Origin of the sequence: Microlunatus flavus (genome assembly GCF_900110855.1) — a bacterium.
GTDB lineage: Bacteria > Actinomycetota > Actinomycetes > Propionibacteriales > Propionibacteriaceae > Microlunatus > Microlunatus flavus.
In genome coordinates this window covers 238,764-259,126 of sequence record NZ_FOFA01000005.1, presented here as the reverse complement: position 1 = coordinate 259,126, position 20,363 = coordinate 238,764, and the positions used below count along the sequence as shown (strand labels likewise).

The 20,363-nt window shown below is 72.4% G+C and carries 21 protein-coding genes and 1 tRNA gene; 16 read left to right on the top strand and 6 right to left on the bottom strand.

What is annotated here, in order from left to right:
- The first annotated feature begins 35 nt into the window (after positions 1-35).
- The 3 genes from BMY04_RS13665 to BMY04_RS13655 are packed head-to-tail and all read left to right on the top strand — an operon-like array spanning position 36 to position 2,560.
- A complete protein-coding gene (locus tag BMY04_RS13665; RefSeq protein ID WP_232506392.1) occupies positions 36-1,070 on the top strand; it encodes a PHP domain-containing protein in 1,035 nt (344 codons plus the stop codon).
- A gap of 51 nt (positions 1,071-1,121) precedes the next feature.
- Complete coding sequence (locus tag BMY04_RS13660; RefSeq protein ID WP_170854133.1) at positions 1,122-1,904, top strand: inositol monophosphatase family protein; 783 nt, start codon at positions 1,122-1,124, stop codon at positions 1,902-1,904.
- Positions 1,901-2,560, top strand: a complete 660-nt coding sequence (locus tag BMY04_RS13655) for a class I SAM-dependent methyltransferase (RefSeq protein ID WP_091181495.1) — start codon at positions 1,901-1,903, stop codon at positions 2,558-2,560. The genes BMY04_RS13660 and BMY04_RS13655 overlap by 4 nt, the downstream gene beginning before the upstream one ends.
- A 34-nt stretch (positions 2,561-2,594) precedes the next feature.
- On the opposite strand, the gene BMY04_RS13650 is transcribed toward BMY04_RS13655, so the two are convergent.
- Together BMY04_RS13650 and BMY04_RS13645 are read right to left on the bottom strand one after the other, a co-directional pair.
- A complete protein-coding gene (locus BMY04_RS13650) occupies positions 2,595-2,885 on the bottom strand; it encodes a hypothetical protein (RefSeq protein ID WP_091181493.1) in 291 nt (96 codons plus the stop codon).
- 65 nt (positions 2,886-2,950) lie between these two features.
- The gene (locus tag BMY04_RS13645; protein WP_091181489.1) at positions 2,951-3,748 is read right to left on the bottom strand and encodes an SDR family NAD(P)-dependent oxidoreductase; all 798 of its coding nucleotides are present in this window, start codon (positions 3,746-3,748) and stop codon (positions 2,951-2,953) included.
- Between the two features lie 54 nt (positions 3,749-3,802).
- Between BMY04_RS13645 and BMY04_RS13640 the strand changes: the two genes are divergently transcribed.
- A complete protein-coding gene (locus BMY04_RS13640; RefSeq protein ID WP_091181487.1) occupies positions 3,803-4,459 on the top strand; it encodes a TetR/AcrR family transcriptional regulator in 657 nt (218 codons plus the stop codon).
- A 240-nt stretch (positions 4,460-4,699) separates the two neighbouring features.
- Here BMY04_RS13640 and aceE read toward each other — a convergent pair whose 3' ends face one another.
- Positions 4,700-7,501, bottom strand: a complete 2,802-nt coding sequence (gene aceE, locus BMY04_RS13635; RefSeq protein WP_091181485.1) for a pyruvate dehydrogenase (acetyl-transferring), homodimeric type — start codon at positions 7,499-7,501, stop codon at positions 4,700-4,702.
- Between the two features lie 282 nt (positions 7,502-7,783).
- Between aceE and BMY04_RS13630 the strand changes: the two genes are divergently transcribed.
- Genes BMY04_RS13630 through BMY04_RS13620 form a run of 3 tightly spaced genes read left to right on the top strand, consistent with a single transcriptional unit; the run spans position 7,784 to position 9,163 of the window.
- On the top strand, positions 7,784-8,209 hold the full coding sequence (locus BMY04_RS13630) for a DUF3052 domain-containing protein (protein ID WP_091181459.1): 426 nt from the start codon (positions 7,784-7,786) through the stop codon (positions 8,207-8,209).
- Positions 8,210-8,219: 10 nt separating this feature from the next.
- A complete protein-coding gene (locus BMY04_RS13625; RefSeq protein ID WP_091181445.1) occupies positions 8,220-8,687 on the top strand; it encodes a redoxin domain-containing protein in 468 nt (155 codons plus the stop codon).
- Between the two features lie 32 nt (positions 8,688-8,719).
- Entirely contained in the window at positions 8,720-9,163 is a 444-nt protein-coding gene (locus BMY04_RS13620) for a nitroreductase family deazaflavin-dependent oxidoreductase (RefSeq protein ID WP_091181442.1), read from the top strand.
- Positions 9,164-9,191: 28 nt separating this feature from the next.
- Here the strand turns inward: BMY04_RS13620 and BMY04_RS13615 are convergent, their stop codons facing one another.
- Positions 9,192-9,422: a hypothetical protein gene (locus BMY04_RS13615; protein ID WP_139209853.1), complete on the bottom strand. Its 231-nt coding sequence runs from the start codon at positions 9,420-9,422 to the stop codon at positions 9,192-9,194.
- 136 nt (positions 9,423-9,558) lie between these two features.
- A tRNA-Val gene (locus tag BMY04_RS13610) sits at positions 9,559-9,632 on the bottom strand.
- A 124-nt stretch (positions 9,633-9,756) separates the two neighbouring features.
- On the opposite strand from BMY04_RS13610, the gene BMY04_RS13605 reads away from it, so the two are divergent.
- Both BMY04_RS13605 and BMY04_RS13600 read left to right on the top strand, forming a co-directional pair.
- On the top strand, positions 9,757-10,059 hold the full coding sequence (locus tag BMY04_RS13605; protein WP_091181425.1) for a hypothetical protein: 303 nt from the start codon (positions 9,757-9,759) through the stop codon (positions 10,057-10,059).
- Between the two features lie 25 nt (positions 10,060-10,084).
- Positions 10,085-10,528: a hypothetical protein gene (locus tag BMY04_RS13600; protein WP_091181423.1), complete on the top strand. Its 444-nt coding sequence runs from the start codon at positions 10,085-10,087 to the stop codon at positions 10,526-10,528.
- 69 nt (positions 10,529-10,597) lie between these two features.
- Here BMY04_RS13600 and BMY04_RS13595 read toward each other — a convergent pair whose 3' ends face one another.
- Positions 10,598-11,533 (bottom strand): ROK family protein, encoded by a 936-nt coding sequence (locus BMY04_RS13595; protein WP_232506391.1) that lies wholly within the window; start codon positions 11,531-11,533, stop codon positions 10,598-10,600.
- Between the two features lie 69 nt (positions 11,534-11,602).
- Between BMY04_RS13595 and prfB the strand changes: the two genes are divergently transcribed.
- The 7 genes from prfB to BMY04_RS13560 all read left to right on the top strand — a co-directional run bounded on the left by prfB (position 11,603) and on the right by BMY04_RS13560 (position 20,362).
- The gene (gene prfB, locus BMY04_RS13590) at positions 11,603-12,715 is read left to right on the top strand and encodes a peptide chain release factor 2 (RefSeq protein WP_091181419.1); all 1,113 of its coding nucleotides are present in this window, start codon (positions 11,603-11,605) and stop codon (positions 12,713-12,715) included.
- Between the two features lie 163 nt (positions 12,716-12,878).
- Positions 12,879-13,565 carry a cell division ATP-binding protein FtsE gene (gene ftsE / locus BMY04_RS13585; RefSeq protein WP_091181418.1) on the top strand — a complete coding sequence of 229 codons (687 nt, stop codon included), beginning with the start codon at positions 12,879-12,881 and terminating at the stop codon, positions 13,563-13,565.
- 19 nt (positions 13,566-13,584) lie between these two features.
- The gene (gene ftsX, locus BMY04_RS13580; RefSeq protein ID WP_091181412.1) at positions 13,585-14,499 is read left to right on the top strand and encodes a permease-like cell division protein FtsX; all 915 of its coding nucleotides are present in this window, start codon (positions 13,585-13,587) and stop codon (positions 14,497-14,499) included.
- A 494-nt stretch (positions 14,500-14,993) separates the two neighbouring features.
- Entirely contained in the window at positions 14,994-16,514 is a 1,521-nt protein-coding gene (locus BMY04_RS13575; RefSeq protein ID WP_091181405.1) for a M23 family metallopeptidase, read from the top strand.
- Between the two features lie 318 nt (positions 16,515-16,832).
- Positions 16,833-17,882 carry an NAD(P)-dependent alcohol dehydrogenase gene (locus tag BMY04_RS13570; protein WP_091181388.1) on the top strand — a complete coding sequence of 350 codons (1,050 nt, stop codon included), beginning with the start codon at positions 16,833-16,835 and terminating at the stop codon, positions 17,880-17,882.
- 87 nt (positions 17,883-17,969) lie between these two features.
- Complete coding sequence (smpB, locus tag BMY04_RS13565) at positions 17,970-18,449, top strand: SsrA-binding protein SmpB (RefSeq protein WP_091080053.1); 480 nt, start codon at positions 17,970-17,972, stop codon at positions 18,447-18,449.
- Complete coding sequence (locus BMY04_RS13560) at positions 18,446-20,362, top strand: DUF2207 domain-containing protein (RefSeq protein ID WP_091181367.1); 1,917 nt, start codon at positions 18,446-18,448, stop codon at positions 20,360-20,362. Before smpB ends, BMY04_RS13560 begins: the two co-directional genes overlap by 4 nt.
- The last annotated feature ends 1 nt before the right edge of the window (position 20,363 follow it).

Here is a 20,363-nt window from a genome sequence, read left to right as displayed (position 1 = left end):
TCGACCACGCACGTTCGACCGGGAGGAGGACGCAGGTGGCGCAGGCGGGGGAGCCGCTCGACCCGGTCGCGGTGCTGCGCGAGATCGGGTTCCTGCTCGAACGTTCGCGGGCCGACACCTACCGCGTACGGGCCTACCGGGGTGCGGCCGACGCCGTGGCGGCGATGCCGGCGGCGGAGCGCGAGCGGCGGCAGGCCGACGGTTCGTGGGCCAAGGCCACCGGCGTCGGTCCCAAGACCGCGACCGTGATCACCCAGGCCCTGGCCGGGCGGGTGCCCGACTACCTGCAGCAGCTGCGCGACGACCGCGAACCCCTCGTCGCCGGCGGCGCAGAGCTGCGGGCGAAGGTGCGCGGGGACCTGCACACCCACTCCACCTGGTCCGACGGCGGCAGCCCCGTCGAGGAGATGATGGCCACGGCCCAGGCGCTCGGGCACGAGTACTGCGTGATCACCGACCACTCGCCGCGCCTCACCGTGGCGCGCGGCCTGAGCCCCGAGCGGCTGCAGGAGCAGATGGCGCTCACCGCACGCCTGAACGAGGAGATGGCGCCCTTCCGGGTGCTGCAGGGGATCGAGGTCGACATCCTCGAGGACGGCGGCCTCGACCAGACCGACGCGCTGCTGGCCCGCCTCGACGTCGTCGTCGCGAGCGTGCACTCCAAGCTGCGCTCGGACTCCGAGACCATGACCCACCGCATGGTCGGCGCCATCGCCAACCGGCGCACGAACGTCCTCGGCCACTGCACCGGTCGCCTGATCGAGGGTTCGCGCGGCACCCGGCCGGAGTCGGTCTTCGACGCCGAGGTCGTCTTCGAGGCGTGCCGGACCTTCGACGTGGCGGTCGAGATCAACTCGCGGCCCGAGCGGCGCGACCCGCCGACGCGGCTGCTGCAGCAGGCGATCGAGGCCGGCTGCCTCTTCACCATCGACACCGACGCCCACGCGCCCGGTCAGCTGGAGTTCCTCGCGTACGGCTGCGAGCGGGCCGAGGCGCTCGGCCTCGACCCCGACCGCATCGTCAACACCTGGCCCATCGACCGGCTGCTGGCCTGGGCCGACAAGGGCTGAGCGGGTCCCGGCCTCCCGGATCGCGGGCCGCCACCGCATAGGGTCGAACCCGTGGACGACGACGCGCTGGCGGCCGACCTCGTACGAGAGGCGGGCAGCCTGGCTGCCAAGATGCTCGACTCGGGGCTGGACACCCACTTCAAGACCTCGATCTCCGACGTCGTCTCCGCGGCCGACCACGCCGCAGAGGCGCTGGTCGCGGGACGCCTGGCCGCCGAGCGGCACGAGGACGGCCTGGTCGGCGAGGAGGGCGCCCGCACGACGGAGGACGGTGGCGGGAGCGGACGCACCTGGTACATCGACCCCGTCGACGGGACCTACAACTTCCTGTCCGGCATCCCGTACTGGTGCTCGGCCGTCGGCCTCACCGACGACCAGGGCCCGCTGCTGGGCGCCGTCTACTACCCGGCTCGCGAGGAGCTGTGGGTGGGTGGTCGCGGCCGGCCCACGACGCTGAACGGCCGCGAGCTGCCGACGCTGGCCGACCGCCCGCTGGCCGAGGTCTCCGTCGCCACCTACTCCAACGCGTCGCACCTGCGCGACAAGGTCAAGGCCGCCTCGTGGAACGCCGCCACCGGCGCCGCCGCCACGACGCGCATGTTCGGGTCGGCCTCGGTCGACCTGGCCGGGGTGGCGACCGGACGGATCGGCGTGTTCCTGCAGGCGAACCTGCACCCGTGGGACTGGTTCCCGGGCGCGGCCCTCGTGATCGGAGCCGGCGGGGTGGCCGAGGAGGTCGTCATCGGCGCCCAGCGCTGGCTCGTGGCCGGCAACCGGCAGGCCGTGGCCGACACCCGCGCGGCGCTGACCGAGGCGGCTGCGGCCGCGGCGTGAGCCCGTCCGAGCCCACGGGCGACGACCCCTTCCCGCCCGGCTTCTTCGCGCGCGAGGACGAGCGGCCGGACGCGACGTTCTACGGCCCGCCCCGGCTCGTCACGCACATCGACGACGGCGCGATCGCGGCGGTCTCGGACCTCTACGCCGAGCTCGGTGTCGACGGGTCGACGGGGGAGCCGCGCCGGGTCCTCGACCTCATGTCCTCGTGGGTCTCGCACCTGCGCACCCCGCCGTCGGAGCTCGTCGTGCTCGGGATGAACGCCGCCGAGCTGCGCGCCAACCCGATGGCGACCGAGCGGGTCGTGCAGGACCTCAACACCGACCCGGTCCTGCCGTTCCCCGACGCCTCCTTCGACGCGGCGCTGTGCTGCGTGTCGGTCGACTACCTCGTGCGTCCGGTCGAGGTGCTCCGCGACGCCGGGCGCGTGCTGCGCCCGGGCGCGCCGGTGGTGCTGACCTTCTCCAACCGGCTCTTCCCGAGCAAGGCGGTCGCCGGCTGGCTCTACGCCGACGAGCCGACCCGCTGCGCGATCGCGGCGGCGTACGTCCGGCTCGCCGGCGGGTTCGGCGAGCCCGAGGTCTCGCTGCGCACCCCGGCCCGCGGCTACCGCGGCGACCCGCTGTACGCCGTCGTGGCCCGCCGGCTCGGCTGACCTCTCCGGCCCGGGAGCGCCCGGGTCCGCCGGCTCAGTGCCAGGTGCCGAGCTGGCCGGCCAGCCAGCCGCCCAGCGCCCGCGCCTGCTCGAGCGCGGGCCGGGGAACCGGGACGAGCTCGAGCAGCGCGCTCGACGAGGCGGCCCGGGCGAGGGTCCCGGGCGCCCACGCGACCAGCCCGAGGCAGACCAGCCAGCAGAAGACGGCCGTCCCGGCCCCCGAGAGAAGTGCGGGGAGCAGGCCCCGACGGGCGACGAGCGCCCCGACGACGGAGGAGCCCACGAGCACGAGGGCGACGAGGTCGACGAGTCCGAGGTGCGTCATGGCTCCAGGGTGCGAGGCGAGCCTGAAGAAGACCTCAAGCCGGCGCGATCTTCAGGTTCGCTTCGTCAGCCGAGGCGGGCGCCGACGAGGCCGCCGTCGACGTCGACCGAGCTGCCCTGCACGAAGCGGCCCTCGTCGGAGACCAGGAACCGGACCGCGTACGCGACGTCGACCGGCCGCACCGGCGTGCCGGCGACGGTCGCGCGGGCGAGCTGGTCCATCGCCTCGGGGTAGTCGGCGTTGCCGCGGGTGCTCGTGGCGCCGGGGGCGACGCCGACGACGCGCACGCCGCGGGGCCCGTACTCGGCCGCCCAGCCGCGGGTCAGCTGCTCGATCGCGGCCTTCGTCGCCGGGTACATCGCCATCGCCGGCACGCCCACCCGGGCCATCCAGGAGCCGATGTTGACCACGACGCCGTCGCCCCGCTCGGCCATGGCGGGGGCCAGCGCGCCGACGAGCACGTGCGGGGCGCGGACGTTCACCGCGAGCAGCGCGTCCAGGTCGTCGTCGGCCAGGGCCTCGGTCGGGCCGACGGGGTAGATGCCCGCGTTGTTCACGAGGACGTCGACGCGGCCACCCAGGACGTCGGTCGCCTCGGCCGCGAAGCGGCGCAGGTCGGCGTACGAACCGCCGAGGTCGACGGTCAGGGCGCGCGCCGTGCCGCCCGCGGCCTCGATGCTCCGCACGACGCCGGAGGCGCGGTCGGCCTCGCGGGCGGTGACGACGACGGTCGCCCCGGAGCTGGCGAGGACGCGCGCGACGGCCTCGCCGATGCCGGCGCTGGAGCCGGTGACGACGGCCGTGCGCCCGGCGAGGCGGTCGTCGGTGGGAAGGGTGGACAGGACCTCTGCGTTGGACTGCATGGTCCAGTTCTAGCACAAGACTGGACCCTGTGGTCCACAACGTAAGGTGAGCGCGTGGCAGCAACCCTCACGACGCGGGGCCGGGAGACGCGGCAGCGCATCATCGAGGCGACCGGGCAGCAGATCCTCGCCGGCGGGATCGGCGGCACGACGCTTGACGGCGTCCGCGCCGCGACGCTGACGAGCAAGAGCCAGCTGTTCCACTACTTCCCCGGCGGCAAGACCGAGCTGGTGCGCGAGGTCGCGGCCTGGGAGGGGCAGCAGCTGCTGGACGCGCAGCTGCCGTGGCTGGACGACCTGTCGACCTGGGAGTCGTGGCACGCCTGGCGCGACGCGCTCGTCGACTACTACCTGCGACTGGGCCGCTGGGCCTGCCCGATCGGTTCGCTGGCGTGGGAGGCCGCGGCCACCGATCCCGCGCTCGCCGGGTTCGTGGCGGACGCCATGCGCCTGTGGCGGGGCAAGCTCGCTGACGGGATCCGTCGGATGAGCGAGGCCGGACACCTCGAGGCCGGCGTCGACGCCGACCGCATGGCCGCCGCCATCCTCGCGGCCGTCCAGGGCGGGCTGATGCTCAGCCAGCCCGAACGCAGCAGCTGGCCCCTCGAGGCCGCCCTCGACTCCCTGCTCGACGTCCTCCGCTCCAGGACGCTCCCTGAGCATGTCGACGCGGAACGCTCCGTGAGCTCGCTGAAGCAGGACGCTCCCTGAGCTTGTCGACGCGCAACGCTCCGTGAGCTCGCTGAAGCAGGACGCTCCCTGAGCTTGTCGAAGGGCCTCGTCAGAGGTCGGCGTCCAGGACCCGAGCAGCACGAAGGGCCACGCACTCGGCAGGCATCAACGCCAACCACTTCGTGGCCCTTCGACGAGCTCAGGGGGCGTTGCCGCGTCGGCGCTGCCGGAGATACGACGCCCCTGAGCCACCTGAGGCTCAGGGGGCGTTCGACGAGCTCAGGCGCCCGCACCCTCCTGCGCCACACCGGCGACGGCGGTCGGGTCGCCGACGCGGTACTGGTCGTACGCCCGCTTGGCCGCGGCCGGGTCGTACTGACCCTCACGCCCCAGGCTCTCCAGCGTGGCCACCACGATCGACTCGGCGTCGACCTCGAAGAACCGTCGGGCGGCCGCGCGGGTGTCGGCGAACCCGAACCCGTCCGTCCCGAGCGACGTCCACGGCTGGTAGACGTACGGCGCGATCTGGTCCTGCACCGCCCGCATGTAGTCGCTGACCGCGACGACCGAGCCCTGCGCGCCGTGCAGCATCTGCGTCACGTGCGGGTAGCGCTTGTCCTCGCCCGGGTGATCGAGGTTCCACTTGGCCGTCTCGACGGCGTCGCGGCGCAGCTCGTTCCACGAGGTCACCGACCAGATGTCGGCGGCCACGCCCCACTCGTCGGCCAGCATCTTCTGCGCCCGCAGCGCCGCGGCCATGGCGACACCGGAGGCGAGCAGCTGCGCGCGCGGCTTGCCGTCGGCGTCGATCGGCGCGGTGTTGTAGCGGTAGAGGCCACGCAGCAGCGCCTCGACGTCCAGGCCCTCCGGAGCGCCCGGCTGGTCGACCGGCTCGTTGTAGACGGTGAGGTAGTAGATGAGGTTCTCGCCGTCCGGGTGGTCGGGGTCCTCGCGGCCGTACATGCGGCGCAGCCCGTCCTTGACGATGTGGCCGATCTCGAAGGCGAACGCCGGGTCGTAGTGCACGACGGCCGGGTTGGTGCTCGCCAGGAGCGGGGAGTGCCCGTCGGCGTGCTGCAGGCCCTCGCCGGTGAGCGTGGTGCGGCCCGCGGTGGCGCCGATGAGGAAGCCGCGCGACATCTGGTCGGCCATGGCCCAGATCGAGTCGCCGGTCCGCTGGAAGCCGAACATCGAGTAGAAGATGTAGACGGGGATCATCGGCTCGCCGTGCATCGAGTACGACGCGCCTGCGGCGATCGTCGACCCCATGGCACCGGCCTCGCTGATGCCCTCGTGCAGCAGCTGCCCGTTCTTGGCCTCTTTGTAGGAGAGCAGCAGCTTGCGGTCGACCGACTCGTACGTCTGCCCGTGCGGGTTGTAGATCTTCGCCGTCGGGAACATCGAGTCCATGCCGAAGGTCCGGAACTCGTCCGGCGCGATCGGCACGAGGCGCTGGCCGATCTCCTTGTCGCGCATCAGGTCGCGCAGCAGCCGCACGAACGCCTGCGTCGTGGCGACCTTCGCCCCGCCCGCCGGCTCCATCAGCGGCGCGTACACCTCGTCGCCGGGCAGCTTGACGATCGTCGGGTTGACCCGGCGCTCGGGGATGTAGCCGCCGAGCGCGCGACGACGCTCCTGCAGGTACTGGATCTCCTCGTTGTCCTGCCCCGGGTGGTAGTAGGGCGGGTTGTACGGGTCCTCGAGCTGGCTGTCGGGGATGTCGAGGTAGAGCCGGTCGCGGAAGGCCTTGAGGTCCTTCGTCGTCAGCTTCTTCATCTGGTGCGTGGCGTTCTTGCCCTCGAGGGCGTCGATCGTCCAGCCCTTGACGGTCTGCGCGAGGATCACCGTCGGCTGCCCGACGTGCTCCGACGCCGCCTTGAACGCCGCGTACACCTTGCGGTAGTCGTGCCCGCCGCGCGAGAGGCGCTTGATCTCCTCGTCGCTGAAGCCCGCCACCATCTTGGCCAGACGCGGGTCGCCGAAGAAGTTCTGCCGGATGTAGGCGCCGTCCTCGACCAGGTAGGTCTGGTACTGCCCGTCCGGCGTGGTGTTCATCTTGTTGACCAGCGCGCCGGACGCGTCCGCGGCCAGCAGCGGGTCCCAGTCGCGGCCCCACAGCACCTTGATGACGTGCCAGCCGGCGCCGAGGAAGTACGACTCGAGCTCCTGGACGACCTTGCCGTTGCCGGTGACCGGGCCGTCGAGCTGCTGCAGGTTGCAGTTGATGACGTAGGTCAGGTTGTCCAGGCCCTCGCGCGCGGCGACGCGGATGGCGCCGAGCGACTCGGGCTCACCCATCTCGCCGTCGCCCATGAACGCCCAGACGTGCTGGTCGGCGGTGTCCTTGATGCCTCGGTTGGCCAGGTAGCGGTTGAAGCGGGCCTGGTAGATCGAGTTGATGCCCGTCAGGCCCATGGAGACCGTCGGGAACTCCCAGAACTCCGGCATCAGGCGCGGGTGCGGGTAGGACGACAGGCCGCGGCCCGGTCCGCGCGAGACCTCCTGGCGGAACCCGTCGAGCTGGTCGGCGCTGAGGCGGCCCTCCAGGAAGGCGCGCGCGTAGATGCCGGGGGAGGCGTGGCCCTGGATGAAGATGTGGTCGCCGCCGCCGGGGTGGTCCTTGCCGCGGAAGAAGTGGTTGAAGCCGACCTCGTACAGGCTCGCCGCGCTTTGGTAGGTGGCGATGTGGCCGCCGACCTCGAGGCCCTTGCGGTTGGCCTTGCTGACCATGATCGCCGCGTTCCAGCGCAGGTACGCCCGCAACCGGCGCTCGATGTGCTCGTCGCCGGGGAACCACGGCTCCGCCTCCGGCGGGATCGTGTTGACGTAGTCGCTGCTGCGCAGGGCCGGCAGGCCGACCTGGCGCTCGCGGGCGCGCGCCAGCAGCTGCAGCATGACGAAGCGGGCGCGGTGCTTGCCCTTCTCGGCGAGCAGGTCGTCGAGCGACTCCAACCAGTCCTGCGTCTCCTCGGGGTCGATGTCGGGGACCTGGTGCACCAGGCCCTCCGCCGTCAGGGTCGGCCGGGGTCCACCGCCGCTGATCGCGCCGTTGGTGCTGGTCTGGCCGGTCTGGCTCGCCATCGATGCTCCTCACTCCGGGCCGCGCGGCGAGGGGTGGTGCCACGCGCGCCCATCTTCTGCGTCCCCCCATCCTGTCACCGGACACCGACAGGTCGCACGGCCGTGGGCACCGGAGGCCCTTCCGGCGCCCTGACCAGGCCCGACGCGCCGACTCCTGCGCCTGTTCCCCTTCCTGGTGGGGCACGCCTGTGGGAGGGTGATCCCCACGGTGCGACCGGGCGATGCCCGGGGCACGACCAGACGCAGAGGGCCGGGCAGGTGGGCCGACGAGGGGAGAGTGGCGTGAGCACGGCGGCAGGTGCCTCCGGCGACAGCCAGGTGGCCAGCAAGCTGGGGCTCACCGCTGGCCAGGTCGTCCAGGAGCTGGGGTGGGACGACGACGTCGACGACGACCTGAGGGTCGCGATCGAGGACACGGTCGAGGGCGAGCTCGTCGAGGAGGCCGTGGAGGCCGTCGACGTGGTGCTGCTCTGGTGGCGCGCGGAGGACGGCGACCTGGTCGACGGCCTCGTCGACTCGCTGACCGACCTCACCGACACCGGCTACATCTGGCTGATGACGCCCAAGGTGGGCCGCGACGGCTACGTCGACGCGAGCGACCTCTCCGAGGCGGCCATCACCGCCGGCCTCGCTCAGACGGTCAGCGTCTCGGTCTCCACCGACTGGGCCGCGACCAAGCTCGTCCGCCCGCGCGGCACCCGGCGCTGAGGGCCGGACGCTGACCCCCTCGACCGGCGAGCGCGCGCCGGGCTTCCGCGCGCGGAACCACCACGGCGAGACGGTCACGCTCGACGACCTGCTCGGTCCTGCTGAGGGCGGCGTCCTGCTGGTCTTCTACCCGTGGGCCTTCTCGGGCATCTGCACCTCCGAGCTGGGGGCGCTGCGCGCCGGTCACGCCGACCTGGCCGCGGCCGGCGTACGCGTGGTCGCCGTGTCGTGCGACGCGATGTTCACGCTGCGTGCCTTCGCCGAGGCCGAGGACCTGCCGTTCGACCTGCTGAGCGACCACTGGCCGCACGGCGCGATCGCGCGCGAGTACGGCGTGTTCGACGACGAGGCCGGCTGCGCCCTGCGCGGGTCGTTCCTCGTCGACCGCTCGGGCACCGTGACCTGGTCGGTGCTCCACGGCATCGGCGAGCCCCGCGACATCGTCGAGCACGTCCGCACGGCGCTCAGCCCCCGCTGACCCGGGGCGCGACACCTGCTTAGGCTGGCTCCATGCCGCTGGAAGGTGAGTACGAACCAAGCCCCGAGCAGTGGGTGCGCGACCAGGTCGCGACCTACGAGGCGACCGACGGGCGTGAGGCCAACACGCTGGGGGACACCGGGATGCCGGTCGTCATCTTCACCACGCGGGGCCGCCGGTCGGGCAAGCTCCGCAAGATGGCGCTGATGAAGGTGGAGCACGACGGGAAGTACGCGCTCGTCGCCTCCAAGGGCGGCGCGCCGGAGCACCCGGTCTGGTACCACAACCTCACCGCCGACCCCGACGCCCTGATGGTTCAGGACGGCGCGGATCGCTGGGACGCCCACGCGCGCGAGCTGTCCGGCGCCGAGCGCCAGGAGTGGTGGGACCGGGCCGTGGCCGCCTACCCGCCGTACGCGGAGTACCAGACCAAGACCGACCGTGAGATCCCCGTGCTGCTCGCCGAGCGGCGCTGACCGCTCCCGCCGGGCGCGCGCTGCGGCGTCAGGCTCCCGGCTCGGCCTCGACGGTCGCCGCCACCGCCGCGCGGGCAGGGACGGTGGTCCAGGCCGCGCAGTCGGGGCAGCCGGTGACCTGACCGTGCAGGTCCACGCCCGCCGGGGCGAGGCGCCAGACCGGGCCGGTCCAGACCGACGGGGTCTGGCACCGGTCGCACCAGCCACTGGGAACCCGCGTCATGGTGCCGGGGATCAGGTAGACGTGGACGACGGCCATGGGCTCGGCTCCCTGCTGTGCGGCACGCGTGCGGGTCACCAGCAGGATCGGTCCGCGCGGCCGCTTCGTTGCACCGGCGCGGCGGTCGGTACGCACCTGTAACAGCGCGTCCTCGGGCAGGGTCGTGGCCCACGGGTGGGAGCAGAGGGGCTCGAACCCCCGACCCCCTGCTTGTAAGGCAGGTGCTCTGACCAGCTGAGCTATGCTCCCGCGCCCTCGCTGCGGACCAGGTGGTCGTCGACGGGCGCGTCATTCTCGCACCGATCGGCGGCGGTCCCGCGAACCCGGGACGAACCAGGGTCGGCGCGGGCGCCCGCGCCCCTAGCCTGGACGCGTGACCACGGACGAGGCCGTCGTGCTGCGCGAGACCCTGTCGGCCCACCGGTCGATGCTCCTGGGCGCGATGCACGGCAACGACCGGCTCGACATCGAGCGCGCCTTCGCCGCCCACGCCGGGCTCACCCGGATCCTCGCGCACTGGGACGAGTACACCGCCCGCCAGCAGCGCGCCGTGGTCGCGACCGTCGAGTACGTGGTCAAGAGCGACGACGACGAGCACGACCTCGTCTCCGCCGACGGCTTCGCCGACGACCTGGCCCGCGTGCGCGCGCTGCAGGAGCAGCTCGGCTACCTCTGAGCCCCTCGCCGTACGCTGACGCGCCATGACCACCACGCTCGGCGTCCGGACCGCGCTCGGCGTCCTGACGGGGGCGATCGGGCTCGTGGCCATGCTGCGGCTGGTCGCCGGAGCCTTTTCGGCGGGGATGTCGGGCTTCGCGCTCGTGGTCACGCTCGTGGCGATGGTCCCGTGGGTCGCGTACGTCACCTGGCGGGCCCGGCGCAGCCGCATCACCCCGCGCGGCGCGCTCGTCGTGCTCGGCCTGGACGTCCTCGCGCTCGCGCTGGTCTTCGTCCTCGTCTTCGGGCCCGTGCTCGCGCTGGGACTGTCGTTCGCCGCCTTCGTGCTGATCTGGGTCGGAGACCGGCCGCTGCGCAGGGATGCGTCGGCGGAACGTTTCGTCCGCATCGAGGAGCTCCGCGAGCCGGAGCCCGAGGAGCCCGACGAGCCCGACGAACCCGGGGAGGACGGCCGCCCGCTGCGCTGACCCTTCGACAGGCTCAGGGAACGTGGCTGGCGGCTCAGGGAACCTTGCCCGCGGCGCGGGAGGCGTGGGTCAGGGCAGGTCGAGCCGGAGCGCGAGCGCGGCCGCGCCGAGCAGGCCGGCGTTCTCGAGCACGGCCGGGCGCACCTCGAGGTTTGTGACGTAGGGCAGCACCGCGAACTCGGGCAGGTGGCGGCGCAGCGGCCCGAAGACGACGTCGCCGGCCTTCGACACGCCGCCGCCCAGCACGAAGGTCGTCACGTCGAGCTCGGTCGCGGTGGTGGCGATGCCGGCGGCCAGCGCCCGCATGCCCTCGTCCACCACGGCCAGGGCCACCGGGTCGCCCGCGCGGGCGTCGGCGGTCAGCGCCTTGGCGTCGTCCCCACCGGTCCAGCCCCGGGCCTGGGCGGCGGCGACCATCGCCGGGCCGCGGGCGTACATCTCCACGCACCCGTGCCCGCCGCAGACGCAGCGCTCGCCCCAGGCGTTCACGCTGATGTGCCCGAGGTGGACGGCGTTGCCGGTGGCGCCGCCGAAGAGGCGGTCGTCGAGCACCGCGCCCGCGCCGACGCCCGTCGACAGCACCAGGCCGACCATCGAGTCGACGTCGCGGCCGGCGCCCAGCCAGTGCTCGCCGAGGGTGAAGCAGTGGCCGTCGTTGGCGAGGCCGACGACGGCCGGGCGGCCGATGGCCTCGACGACGGCGTCGCGGACCTGCGCGACGAGGGGGAAGTCGCGCCAGGCGCCGATGTTCACCGGCGACACCGTGCCGGGGGGGCCGTCGAGCGGTCCGGCGGAGGAGATGCCGACGCGGACGGGCTCGGTCCCGCTGGGGAGCCGCCTCGTGAGGACGGCGACCGCCTCGAGCAGCGGGGCGACCACGCGCAGCGGGTCCGCCTCGACGGGCGTCGGCCGCAGCTCCTCGGCCAGCACGGTGCCCTCGTCGTCGACCAGGGCCAGCGCCATCTTCGTGCCGCCGACGTCGACGGCCAGGACGACCTCGGGCACGGGCACGCACTCCTTCGCTGGTCCTCGGGCCGGGGACGGTCCGGGCGGGACGCCCTAGACTTGCACGTCGTGGCTGGTACCGACTTCTCCGTGGCGATCCCCGAGCTCGAGCGCGCGCTCGCCTCCATCGAGGCCGTGCTCGACCCGGCCGGCAAGCGCGTCGAGATCGCGGCGCTCGAGGAGCAGGTCGCCGCACCCGACCTGTGGGACGACGTCGACAACGCCCAGCGGGTCACCTCGCGGCTGTCCGCGCTGCAGGCCGACGTCGACCGCGTCACGAACCTGCGCCAGCGGCTCGACGACCTGTCGGTCCTCGTCGAGCTCGGCCAGGAGGAGAGCGACGACGCGAGCATGGTCGAGGCCGAGAGCGAGCTGGCCGCGCTGCGCAAGACCATCGACGCCCTCGAGGTGCGCACGCTGATGGCGGGGGAGTACGACGAGCGCGACGCCCTCGTGACCATCCGCTCCGAGGCCGGCGGGGTCGACGCGGCCGACTTCGCCGAGATGCTGCAGCGGATGTACCTGCGCTGGGCCGAGCGTCACAAGTACGCCACCGAGGTCTTCGACACCTCCTACGCCGAGGAGGCGGGGATCAAGTCGACGACCTTCCAGGTCCGCGCCCCGTACGCGTACGGCACCCTGTCGGTCGAGCAGGGCACGCACCGGCTGGTGCGGATCTCGCCGTTCGACAACCAGGGGCGCCGCCAGACCTCGTTCGCGGGCGTCGAGGTGCTGCCGGTCACCGAGTCGACCGACCACATCGACATCCCCGAGGCCGACATCCGCGTCGACGTGTTCCGCTCCTCGGGCCCGGGCGGCCAGAGCGTCAACACGACCGACTCGGCCGTGCGGCTGACCCACCTGCCGACGGGCATCGTGGTCTCCTGCCAGAACGAGAAGTCCCAGCTGCAGAACAAGGCGGCCGCGCTGCGGGTCCTGCAGTCCCGGCTGCTCGAGAAGGCCCGCCACGACCGCGAGGCCGAGATGAACGCGCTCAAGGGCGACGGCGGCAACAGCTGGGGCTCGCAGATGCGCTCGTACGTGCTGCACCCCTACCAGATGGTCAAGGACCTGCGCACCGACTACGAGACCTCCTCGCCCGACGCGGTGTTCGACGGCGACATCGACGGCTTCATCGACTCCGGGATCCGCTGGCGGATGCGCGAGCACGCCGACGCGTGAGCGCGGCCGGCCGCGCCCGCGCCACCCGGACCGGACACCGTCCGGGCGGCGCGCCTCGTCCTCGCCTGAGCCGGGCGGGCCTCGCGCTCACCTACAGTGGACGCGGCCGTCTGGCCCAGCGTGAGGCTGGGACGGAGTCTCCTACCCGGCCGGGACCCAGCCAGTGATCCGTTTCGAGAGCGTCTCCAAGACCTACGACGGCCAGCGCCGCGCCGCGCTGGACCGCGTCAACGTCGACATCGACAAGGGCGAGTTCGTCTTCCTCGTCGGGGCGTCAGGGTCGGGCAAGTCGACCTTCCTGCGCCTCATCCTTCGCGAGCAGCGCGCCACCCGCGGCAAGGTCTTCGTGGCCGGCCGCGACCTCGGCAAGCTGCACAGCTGGAAGATCCCCGCCATGCGCCGCCAGATCGGCACGGTGTTCCAGGACTTCCGGCTGCTGCCCAACAAGACCGTCACCGAGAACGTCGCGTTCGCCCTGCAGGTGATCGGCAAGCCCCCGTCCACGATCAAGCGGGTCGTGCCCGAGGTGCTCGAGCTCGTCGGTCTCGACGGCAAGGGCGGCCGGCTGCCCGAGGAGCTGTCCGGCGGCGAGCAGCAGCGCGTCGCGATCGCCCGCGCGTTCGTCAACCGGCCGATGATCCTCATCGCCGACGAGCCGACCGGAAACCTCGACCCGGCCACGAGCATCGGCATCATGAAGCTGCTCGACCGCATCAACCGTGCGAACACGACCGTCCTCATGGCGACGCACGACTCGACGATCGTCGACCAGATGCGCAAGCGCGTGATCGAGCTCGACGACGGCGAGGTCGTGCGCGACCAGAGCCGCGGCGTCTACGGCTACCAGTGAGCCCCAGTAAGGACCGTTGATGCGTTTCCGCCACATCTTCTCCGAGACCGGCGCCGGCCTCCGCCAGAACCTGACGATGACCCTCGCGGTCATCATGACCATGTGGGTGTCCCTGTCGCTGTTCGGCGCGGGGCTGCTGGCCAACCAGCAGGTCGACCTCATGAAGGGCCGCTGGTACGACAAGATCGAGATCTCGATCTTCCTGTGCACCGCCGACGTCTCGGGCGACAACTGCGACCCGGGCACCGACGCGACCGACGCGCAGAAGCAGGTCATCCAGCAGACGCTGCTGTCCAACCCCGAGGTGGCCGCCGACGGCGTATACTTCGAGACCAAGCAGATGGCGTACGACGAGTTCCAGCGCGCGTACGCCGGCAGCCCGATCCGTGACTCGCTGACCGTCGACCAGATGCAGGAGTCCTTCCGGGTCAAGCTCAAGAACCCCGAGGAGTACCAGGGCGTCGTCACCTCGGTCCAGGGGTTGCGAGGCGTGCAGAAGGTCCAGGACCTGCGCCAGTACCTGGACCCGTTCTTCAAGGCGCTCAACTTCGTGCAGTGGGGGACGATCGTCGCCTCCGCGCTGCTGCTCATCGCCGCCGCGCTGCAGATCGGCAACACGATCCGGCTCGCCGCGTTCGCGCGACGACGCGAGATCGGCATCATGCGGCTGGTCGGGGCGAGCAACCTCTACATCACCCTGCCGTTCCTCTTCGAGGCCGTGTTCTCGGCCCTCGTGGGCGCCGCGCTGGCCTGCGCGACGCTGGGGGCCGGCGTCTACTTCGTCGTCATGCAGAAGGCCGAGCCCGCCATCCGGTCGATCCCGTGGATCGGCTGGAGCCAGACCGGGCTGGCCATGCTCGGCGTGGCCCTCGTCGGCCTCGTGCTGGCCGTGATCCCGACGCTGGTCACCACCCGCAAGTACCTGCGCGTCTGAGTCCCCGCCCGCGGCGGCCCTGAGGCCCGCCGCCGACGTACGCCCGTTCCGGCCCCACCGCTCCCGAGCGGTGGGGCTGGTGTCGTCCTGCGCCTGTCCCACCCGGCCGGCGCGACGCCGGCACGGCTGGGAACTGGTCGATCCCGGGGCTGCTCGACGCTGCTCATGAGGACCCGGCGCGGGCACGTCTGAAGGGTCAGCGACGGGCCTCTCGAACCGTGGGGGCTTGACGCGAACGCCGATCAGTGCTGCCTCGACCTCGCCGATGAAGTCTCGATGAAGGCTTTATGTGCAGTCACGCCTGGGACGCCTGTGACTCGAGGGTCAGGCCTTGCGACCGGGGTCTGACGTCTGCCTAACATCCGGGCCGCCGGTCACCCCGACCGACACACCGGGATTCCCCCCAGAATCTCGATCTCAAGTCGAGAGTCACTGCTCGGACCGCCGCGAACGGTCGGAGCAAGGCTCCCGGCGGACCCGAGTGGGAGACAGCTGTGCCGGACCTTCCCCGCGTCGTCACCGACGCTCCGGACGCTGACGACCTGTCCGTCCACGGTCAGCGTCAGCACCACCGCCATCGGCGGAGCCGTGCCCTCGGGGCGCGGCGCCTGCCTGCCGTCCTGACGACCGGAGCCCTCGCCGTCGCGCTCAGCGCCGGCTTGCTGGTCGCCTCCGCGCAAGCCGACGACCTCACCGACCGCCGCAGCGAGCTCAAGCAGCAGATCAGCCGGACCAAGGCCGACCTCGGCGAGTCGAGCGCGGCGCTCAGCAACGCCGGCGTCCGGCTCGACGAGGCGCAGAGCCGTCTCGCCGTCGCCCAGGACCAGCTGGCGGCCGCGGAGTCGCAGCTGGCGGCGGCCCGGTCCGAGGACGCGCGGCTGGCCAAGAAGCTCAAGCAGGCGCAGACCGACCTCGCCAAGGCGAAGGCGGCCGTCCTCGACTGCCAGGAGCAGCTCGACGCCAAGAAGCAGATGGTCGGCGTCATCGTGCGCAGCGCCTACCAGCAGCAGACGAACCTCATGCCGATCGCGGTCCTGACCAGTCCCAGCACGGGTGACCTGGCCACGCGCATGCAGTGGGCGACCACGATGTTCGACACGACCCAGTCCAAGATCGACGACCTCCTGGCCCTCGAGGCCCAGCTCAAGGCCAAGCAGGCCGATCTCGCCAAGGCCGAGGCCAAGGTGGCCTCAGACCGCAAGGAGGCCGCCGACTCGCTGGCCCGCACCCGCGACCTCGAGGCCCGGGCCCGTGCGGCGTCGGCCTCCGTCGCCGGCGAGGTCGCCGCCCGCCAGGCCGCGCAGCAGGTCGCCGCCAAGGACGTCGCTCAGGACAAGGCGCAGTACGCGCAGCTGACGGCGGAGCGCTCGTCGGTCGAGCACCGCATCGCCGTGCGGATCGCCAAGGAGAAGGCCGCGGCCCGCGCCGCCGAGAAGGCGGCGGCCGCACGGCGCGCCGCCCAGCAGGAGCGTGCGGCCAAGGAGGCGGCCCGCCAGGCGAAGGCCGCCAAGTCGGCGAAGCGGTCCTCGTCCGCGTCGCGCTCGACCCGGTCGAGCGCCCCGCGCGTCTCCGCCCCGCCGCGGCCCTCCAGCAGCGCCAGCACGTCGTCGTCGGGCGCGCACCACGGCTTCATCTACCCGGTGTCGGCGCCGATCACGTCGCCGTACGGCATGCGCTTCCACCCCGTGCTGCACGTCTGGAAGCTGCACGACGGGACCGACTTCGGCGCCGGGTGCGGCACGGCGATCCACGCGGCCTACAGCGGCACGGTCTCGGAGAAGTACTACAACGCGGGCTACGGCAACCGGCTGATGATCGACCACGGTCGGGTCGACGGGAAGTACGTCACCACCGGCTACAACCACGCGATCCGCTACGTCGTCAGCGTCGGCCAGCACGTGCGGCAGGGCCAGGTCATCGGCTACGTGGGCACCACCGGCTACTCGACGGGCTGCCACCTGCACCTGATGGTGTGGCTCAACGGCGGCATGGTGAACCCGATGAGCTGGTACTGAGCCGGGAGCCGCCGGCTCACCCACGGACACGGCCGGGACCCAGGTCCCGGCCCCCAGATCACCCCCCGGTGCGTCACGCCGGGGTCGGACCGCAGGGGAAGCGGGTCCGGCCCCGGCGTGTCGGGGTTCTCGGCGCCGGTCGGCCGTTCGGGCACCGTGCGCACCCGGGGCGTCCACCTACGATGAACCGGGCGCCGCCTCGAGGCGGCGACCCGCCCCGGACACCGACGCCGTCGTCCGGCCACGAGCGCGCGACGCACGTGTCGACCCACCGTCGACCGTCGTCCGTCGCCTCCCGCAGCCACGAGGAGAACCTCCATGCCGTTGACCGTGCACGCCTACGCCGCCCCCAGCGCGACCGAGCCGCTCCAGCCGACCACGATCGAGCGCCGCGACGTCGGCCCCACCGAGATCCTGATCGACATCAAGTTCGCCGGCATCTGCCACTCCGACATCCACACCGCGCGCGGCGAGTGGGGCGACGCCGGCTGGCCGATCGTCGTCGGCCACGAGATCGCCGGCGTCGTGGCCGAGGTCGGCTCCGACGTCAGCAAGCACAAGGTCGGCGACCGGGTCGGCGTCGGCTGCCTCGTCGACTCCTGCCGCGAGTGCGACAGCTGCCAGCGCGGCCTGGAGCAGTACTGCCTCAACGGCAACATCGGCACCTACGGCGGCGTCGGCCGCGACGGCAAGCCGACCGCGGGCGGCTACTCGACGCACATCGTCGTCGAGGAGGACTTCGCGCTGCGCATCCCCGAGGGCATCGAGCTGGACGAGGCGGCTCCGCTGCTGTGCGCCGGCATCACCCTCTACTCGCCGCTGAACCACTGGCAGGCGGGCCCCGGCAAGAAGGTGGCCATCATCGGGCTCGGCGGCCTCGGCCACATGGGGGTCAAGATCGCCCACGCCATGGGCGCGGAGGTCACGGTGCTCAGCCAGTCGCTCAAGAAGCAGGAGGACGGCCTGCGCCTCGGCGCCGACCACTACTTCGCGACGAGCGACCCCGACACCTTCGAGCAGCTCGCCGGCTCGTTCGACCTCATCGTCAACACCGTCTCGGCGAACCTCGACCTCGATGCCTACATGAGCCTGCTCCGCGTCGACGGCACCCTGGTCGAGGTCGGGGCCCCGGAGCACCCGATGTCGGTCAAGGCGTTCTCGCTGCTCCCCGGCCGGCGCAGCCTGGCCGGCTCCAGCATCGGTGGCATCCCCGAGACCCAGGAGATGCTCGACTTCTGCGCCGAGCACGGCCTGGGTGCCGAGATCGAGGTCATCAGCGCCGACAAGGTCAACGAGGCGTGGGACCGGGTCGTCGCCAGCGACGTCCGCTACCGCTTCGTCATCGACACCGCGACGCTGGGCGCATGACCCTGGGCTGAGCCCACTCGCCCCGCCTCCGGTGACGGGGGCGGGGCGGGACCGCGAGCGACCCCGCGAGCAGGGACAATGGGTCCCATGCCGAAGGAGAAGGGTCGCAGCGTCGTCGCGTCGAACAAGAAGGCGCGCCACGACTACACCATCCACGACACGTGGGAGGCGGGCCTCGTCCTGAGCGGGACCGAGGTCAAGTCCCTGCGCGCCGGCCACGCCAACCTGACCGATGCCTACGCGACCCTCGACGACGGCGAGGTGTGGCTGCGCGGCGCGAACATCCCCGAGTACAGCCACGGCACCTGGACCAACCACACGGCCCGGCGTACGCGCAAGCTCCTGCTGAACCGTCGCGAGATCGACAAGATCGCCCGTGAGCTCGGCTCCACCGGCGCCGCGACACTCATCCCGCTGTCGCTGTACTTCAACGACGGCTACGCCAAGGTCGAGCTGGCCCTGGGCACCGGCAAGCGCGAGTACGACAAGCGCCACGCCCTCGCCGAGCGCGAGGGCCGGCGCGAGGCCGAGCGCGCCCTGGCCGCACGGAACCGGCGGAACCGGTGACCACGCGGGCGGCGGTCGCGGCGCCGACCAGGACGCCCGGTCGCGCGAGCCGGCTGCTGCTCGCGCTGCTCCTCGCCTGCGGCGCCGTCCTCACCGGCCTCGTCGTCGGCACCCGCCCCGCGTACGCGGCCACGCCGGACCTGGTCCGTTCTCTCGACGTCGACTACACGGTCAACCCCAGCGGGACCCTCACCGTCAAGGAGACCTGGGTCTGGCAGTTCGGCAGCGACTCGGGCCGGCACGGCATCAAGCGCTTCCTCGTCACCCGTGAGCCGTGGGCCGAGCAGGGCAAGGACACCGACCAGGACGCGGTCTACACCGTCAGCAACATCAAGGTCACCAGCCCCACCGGAGCGAACACCGACGTCCAGCGCGAGGACACGCCGTCGCAGAAGGGCCGCGAGGTCACCACGACCCTGCAGATCGGCAGCGCCAGCGAGACCGTCACGGCGCCGACCGCGACGTACGTCATCAGCTACGACGTCCAGGGCGCGCTGCGCAGCTCGCCGGCCGCCAGCCCGCCCTACGACGAGCTCTACTGGGACGTCACCGGGACCGGCAACCCGGCCTTCACGCAGGTGCGCGTGAAGGCGTCGGTCCCCGACGGGCCCTACGAGGGCGACCTGCGGTGCTACGCCGGTTCCGTGACGTCGCAGAACACCTGCAGCCAGCCCGCGACCGTGCAGGGAGACGCGGGCGTCTTCGAGACCGACGAGCTGCCGGCGGGCGAGAACATGACGATCGGCGTCAAGATCAAGCCCGGGACGGTGGCCGTCGTGACGCCGGACCTGCAGCCGCGGGCGGACGCCCGGACCCCGGCCGAGACGGCTGCGGTCGTCGGTGCGGGCGTGGCGGTCGGAGGAGCGGCGATCGCTGCCCCGCTGCTCGGCGTCGCCTACTACCGCCGCAACGGGCGCGACCAGCGCTTCGCGGGTCTGCCGCCGGGGTCGTTCCCGGCCGGCGGGCAGCAGGTCGAGACGGTCCTGAGCGACCCCGACCTGCAGATCCCGGTCGCGTTCGTGCCGCCCAAGATCCCGGTCGCCGAGGCCGGTCTGCTCGTCGACGGCGTGATCGACACCAAGGAGACGGCGGCGACGCTGGTCGACCTGGCCGTGCGCGGCGGGGTGCGGATCATCAGCGAGAACCCGCGCGACATCCGCGTGGACCTGCTCGACCCGCGGGTCGCGACGGCACCGCACGAGATGGCCCTGCTGAACGGGATCTTCCGCGGCGACCCGCCCGGCACCGTCGTCGACCTCGGCTCCCAGGGCAGCATGCTCCAGGCCCACCAGGACCTGGACTCCGCGGTGCGCCAGCAGGTCGCCGCCCGGGGGTGGTTCACGAAGGTCCCCACCGGCCGGGCCACCAAGGGGCTCGGGTTCGGGCTGGTGTTCCTCGTCTTCTTCGGCATCGTCCACGCCGGGCTCTGGGCGCTGCTGCTCGCGGCGGCCCTGCTGCCCGTGATCATCACCGTCGCGGTGGTGCGCCACAAGATGCGCCGCGGCCAGCGGACGCCCGAGGGCCGGGCCTGGACCGACCAGGTCGAGGGCTTCCAGAAGTACCTCGCGACGGCCGAGGCCGACCAGCTCCGCTTCGAGGAGGGCGAGGACATCTTCTCGCGCTACCTGCCCTGGGCGATCGTGTTCGGCCTGGCCGACCGGTGGGCCAAGGTGTGCGGCGACCTCGTGGCGATGGGCCGCATCCCCGACACCACGCCGTACTGGTACTACGGCAACCTCAACCTGGCCTCGTTCAACACCGGCTTCCTCACCGGCGCGCTCAGCACGGCGGCGACCCCGGTGCCGTCGACCTCGGGCAGCAGCGGGACCGGCTTCGGCGGCGGCAGCTCCTTCGGCGGCGGTGGCGGCTTCTCCGGCGGTGGTGGCGGCGGAGGCGGCAGCAGCAGCTGGTGAG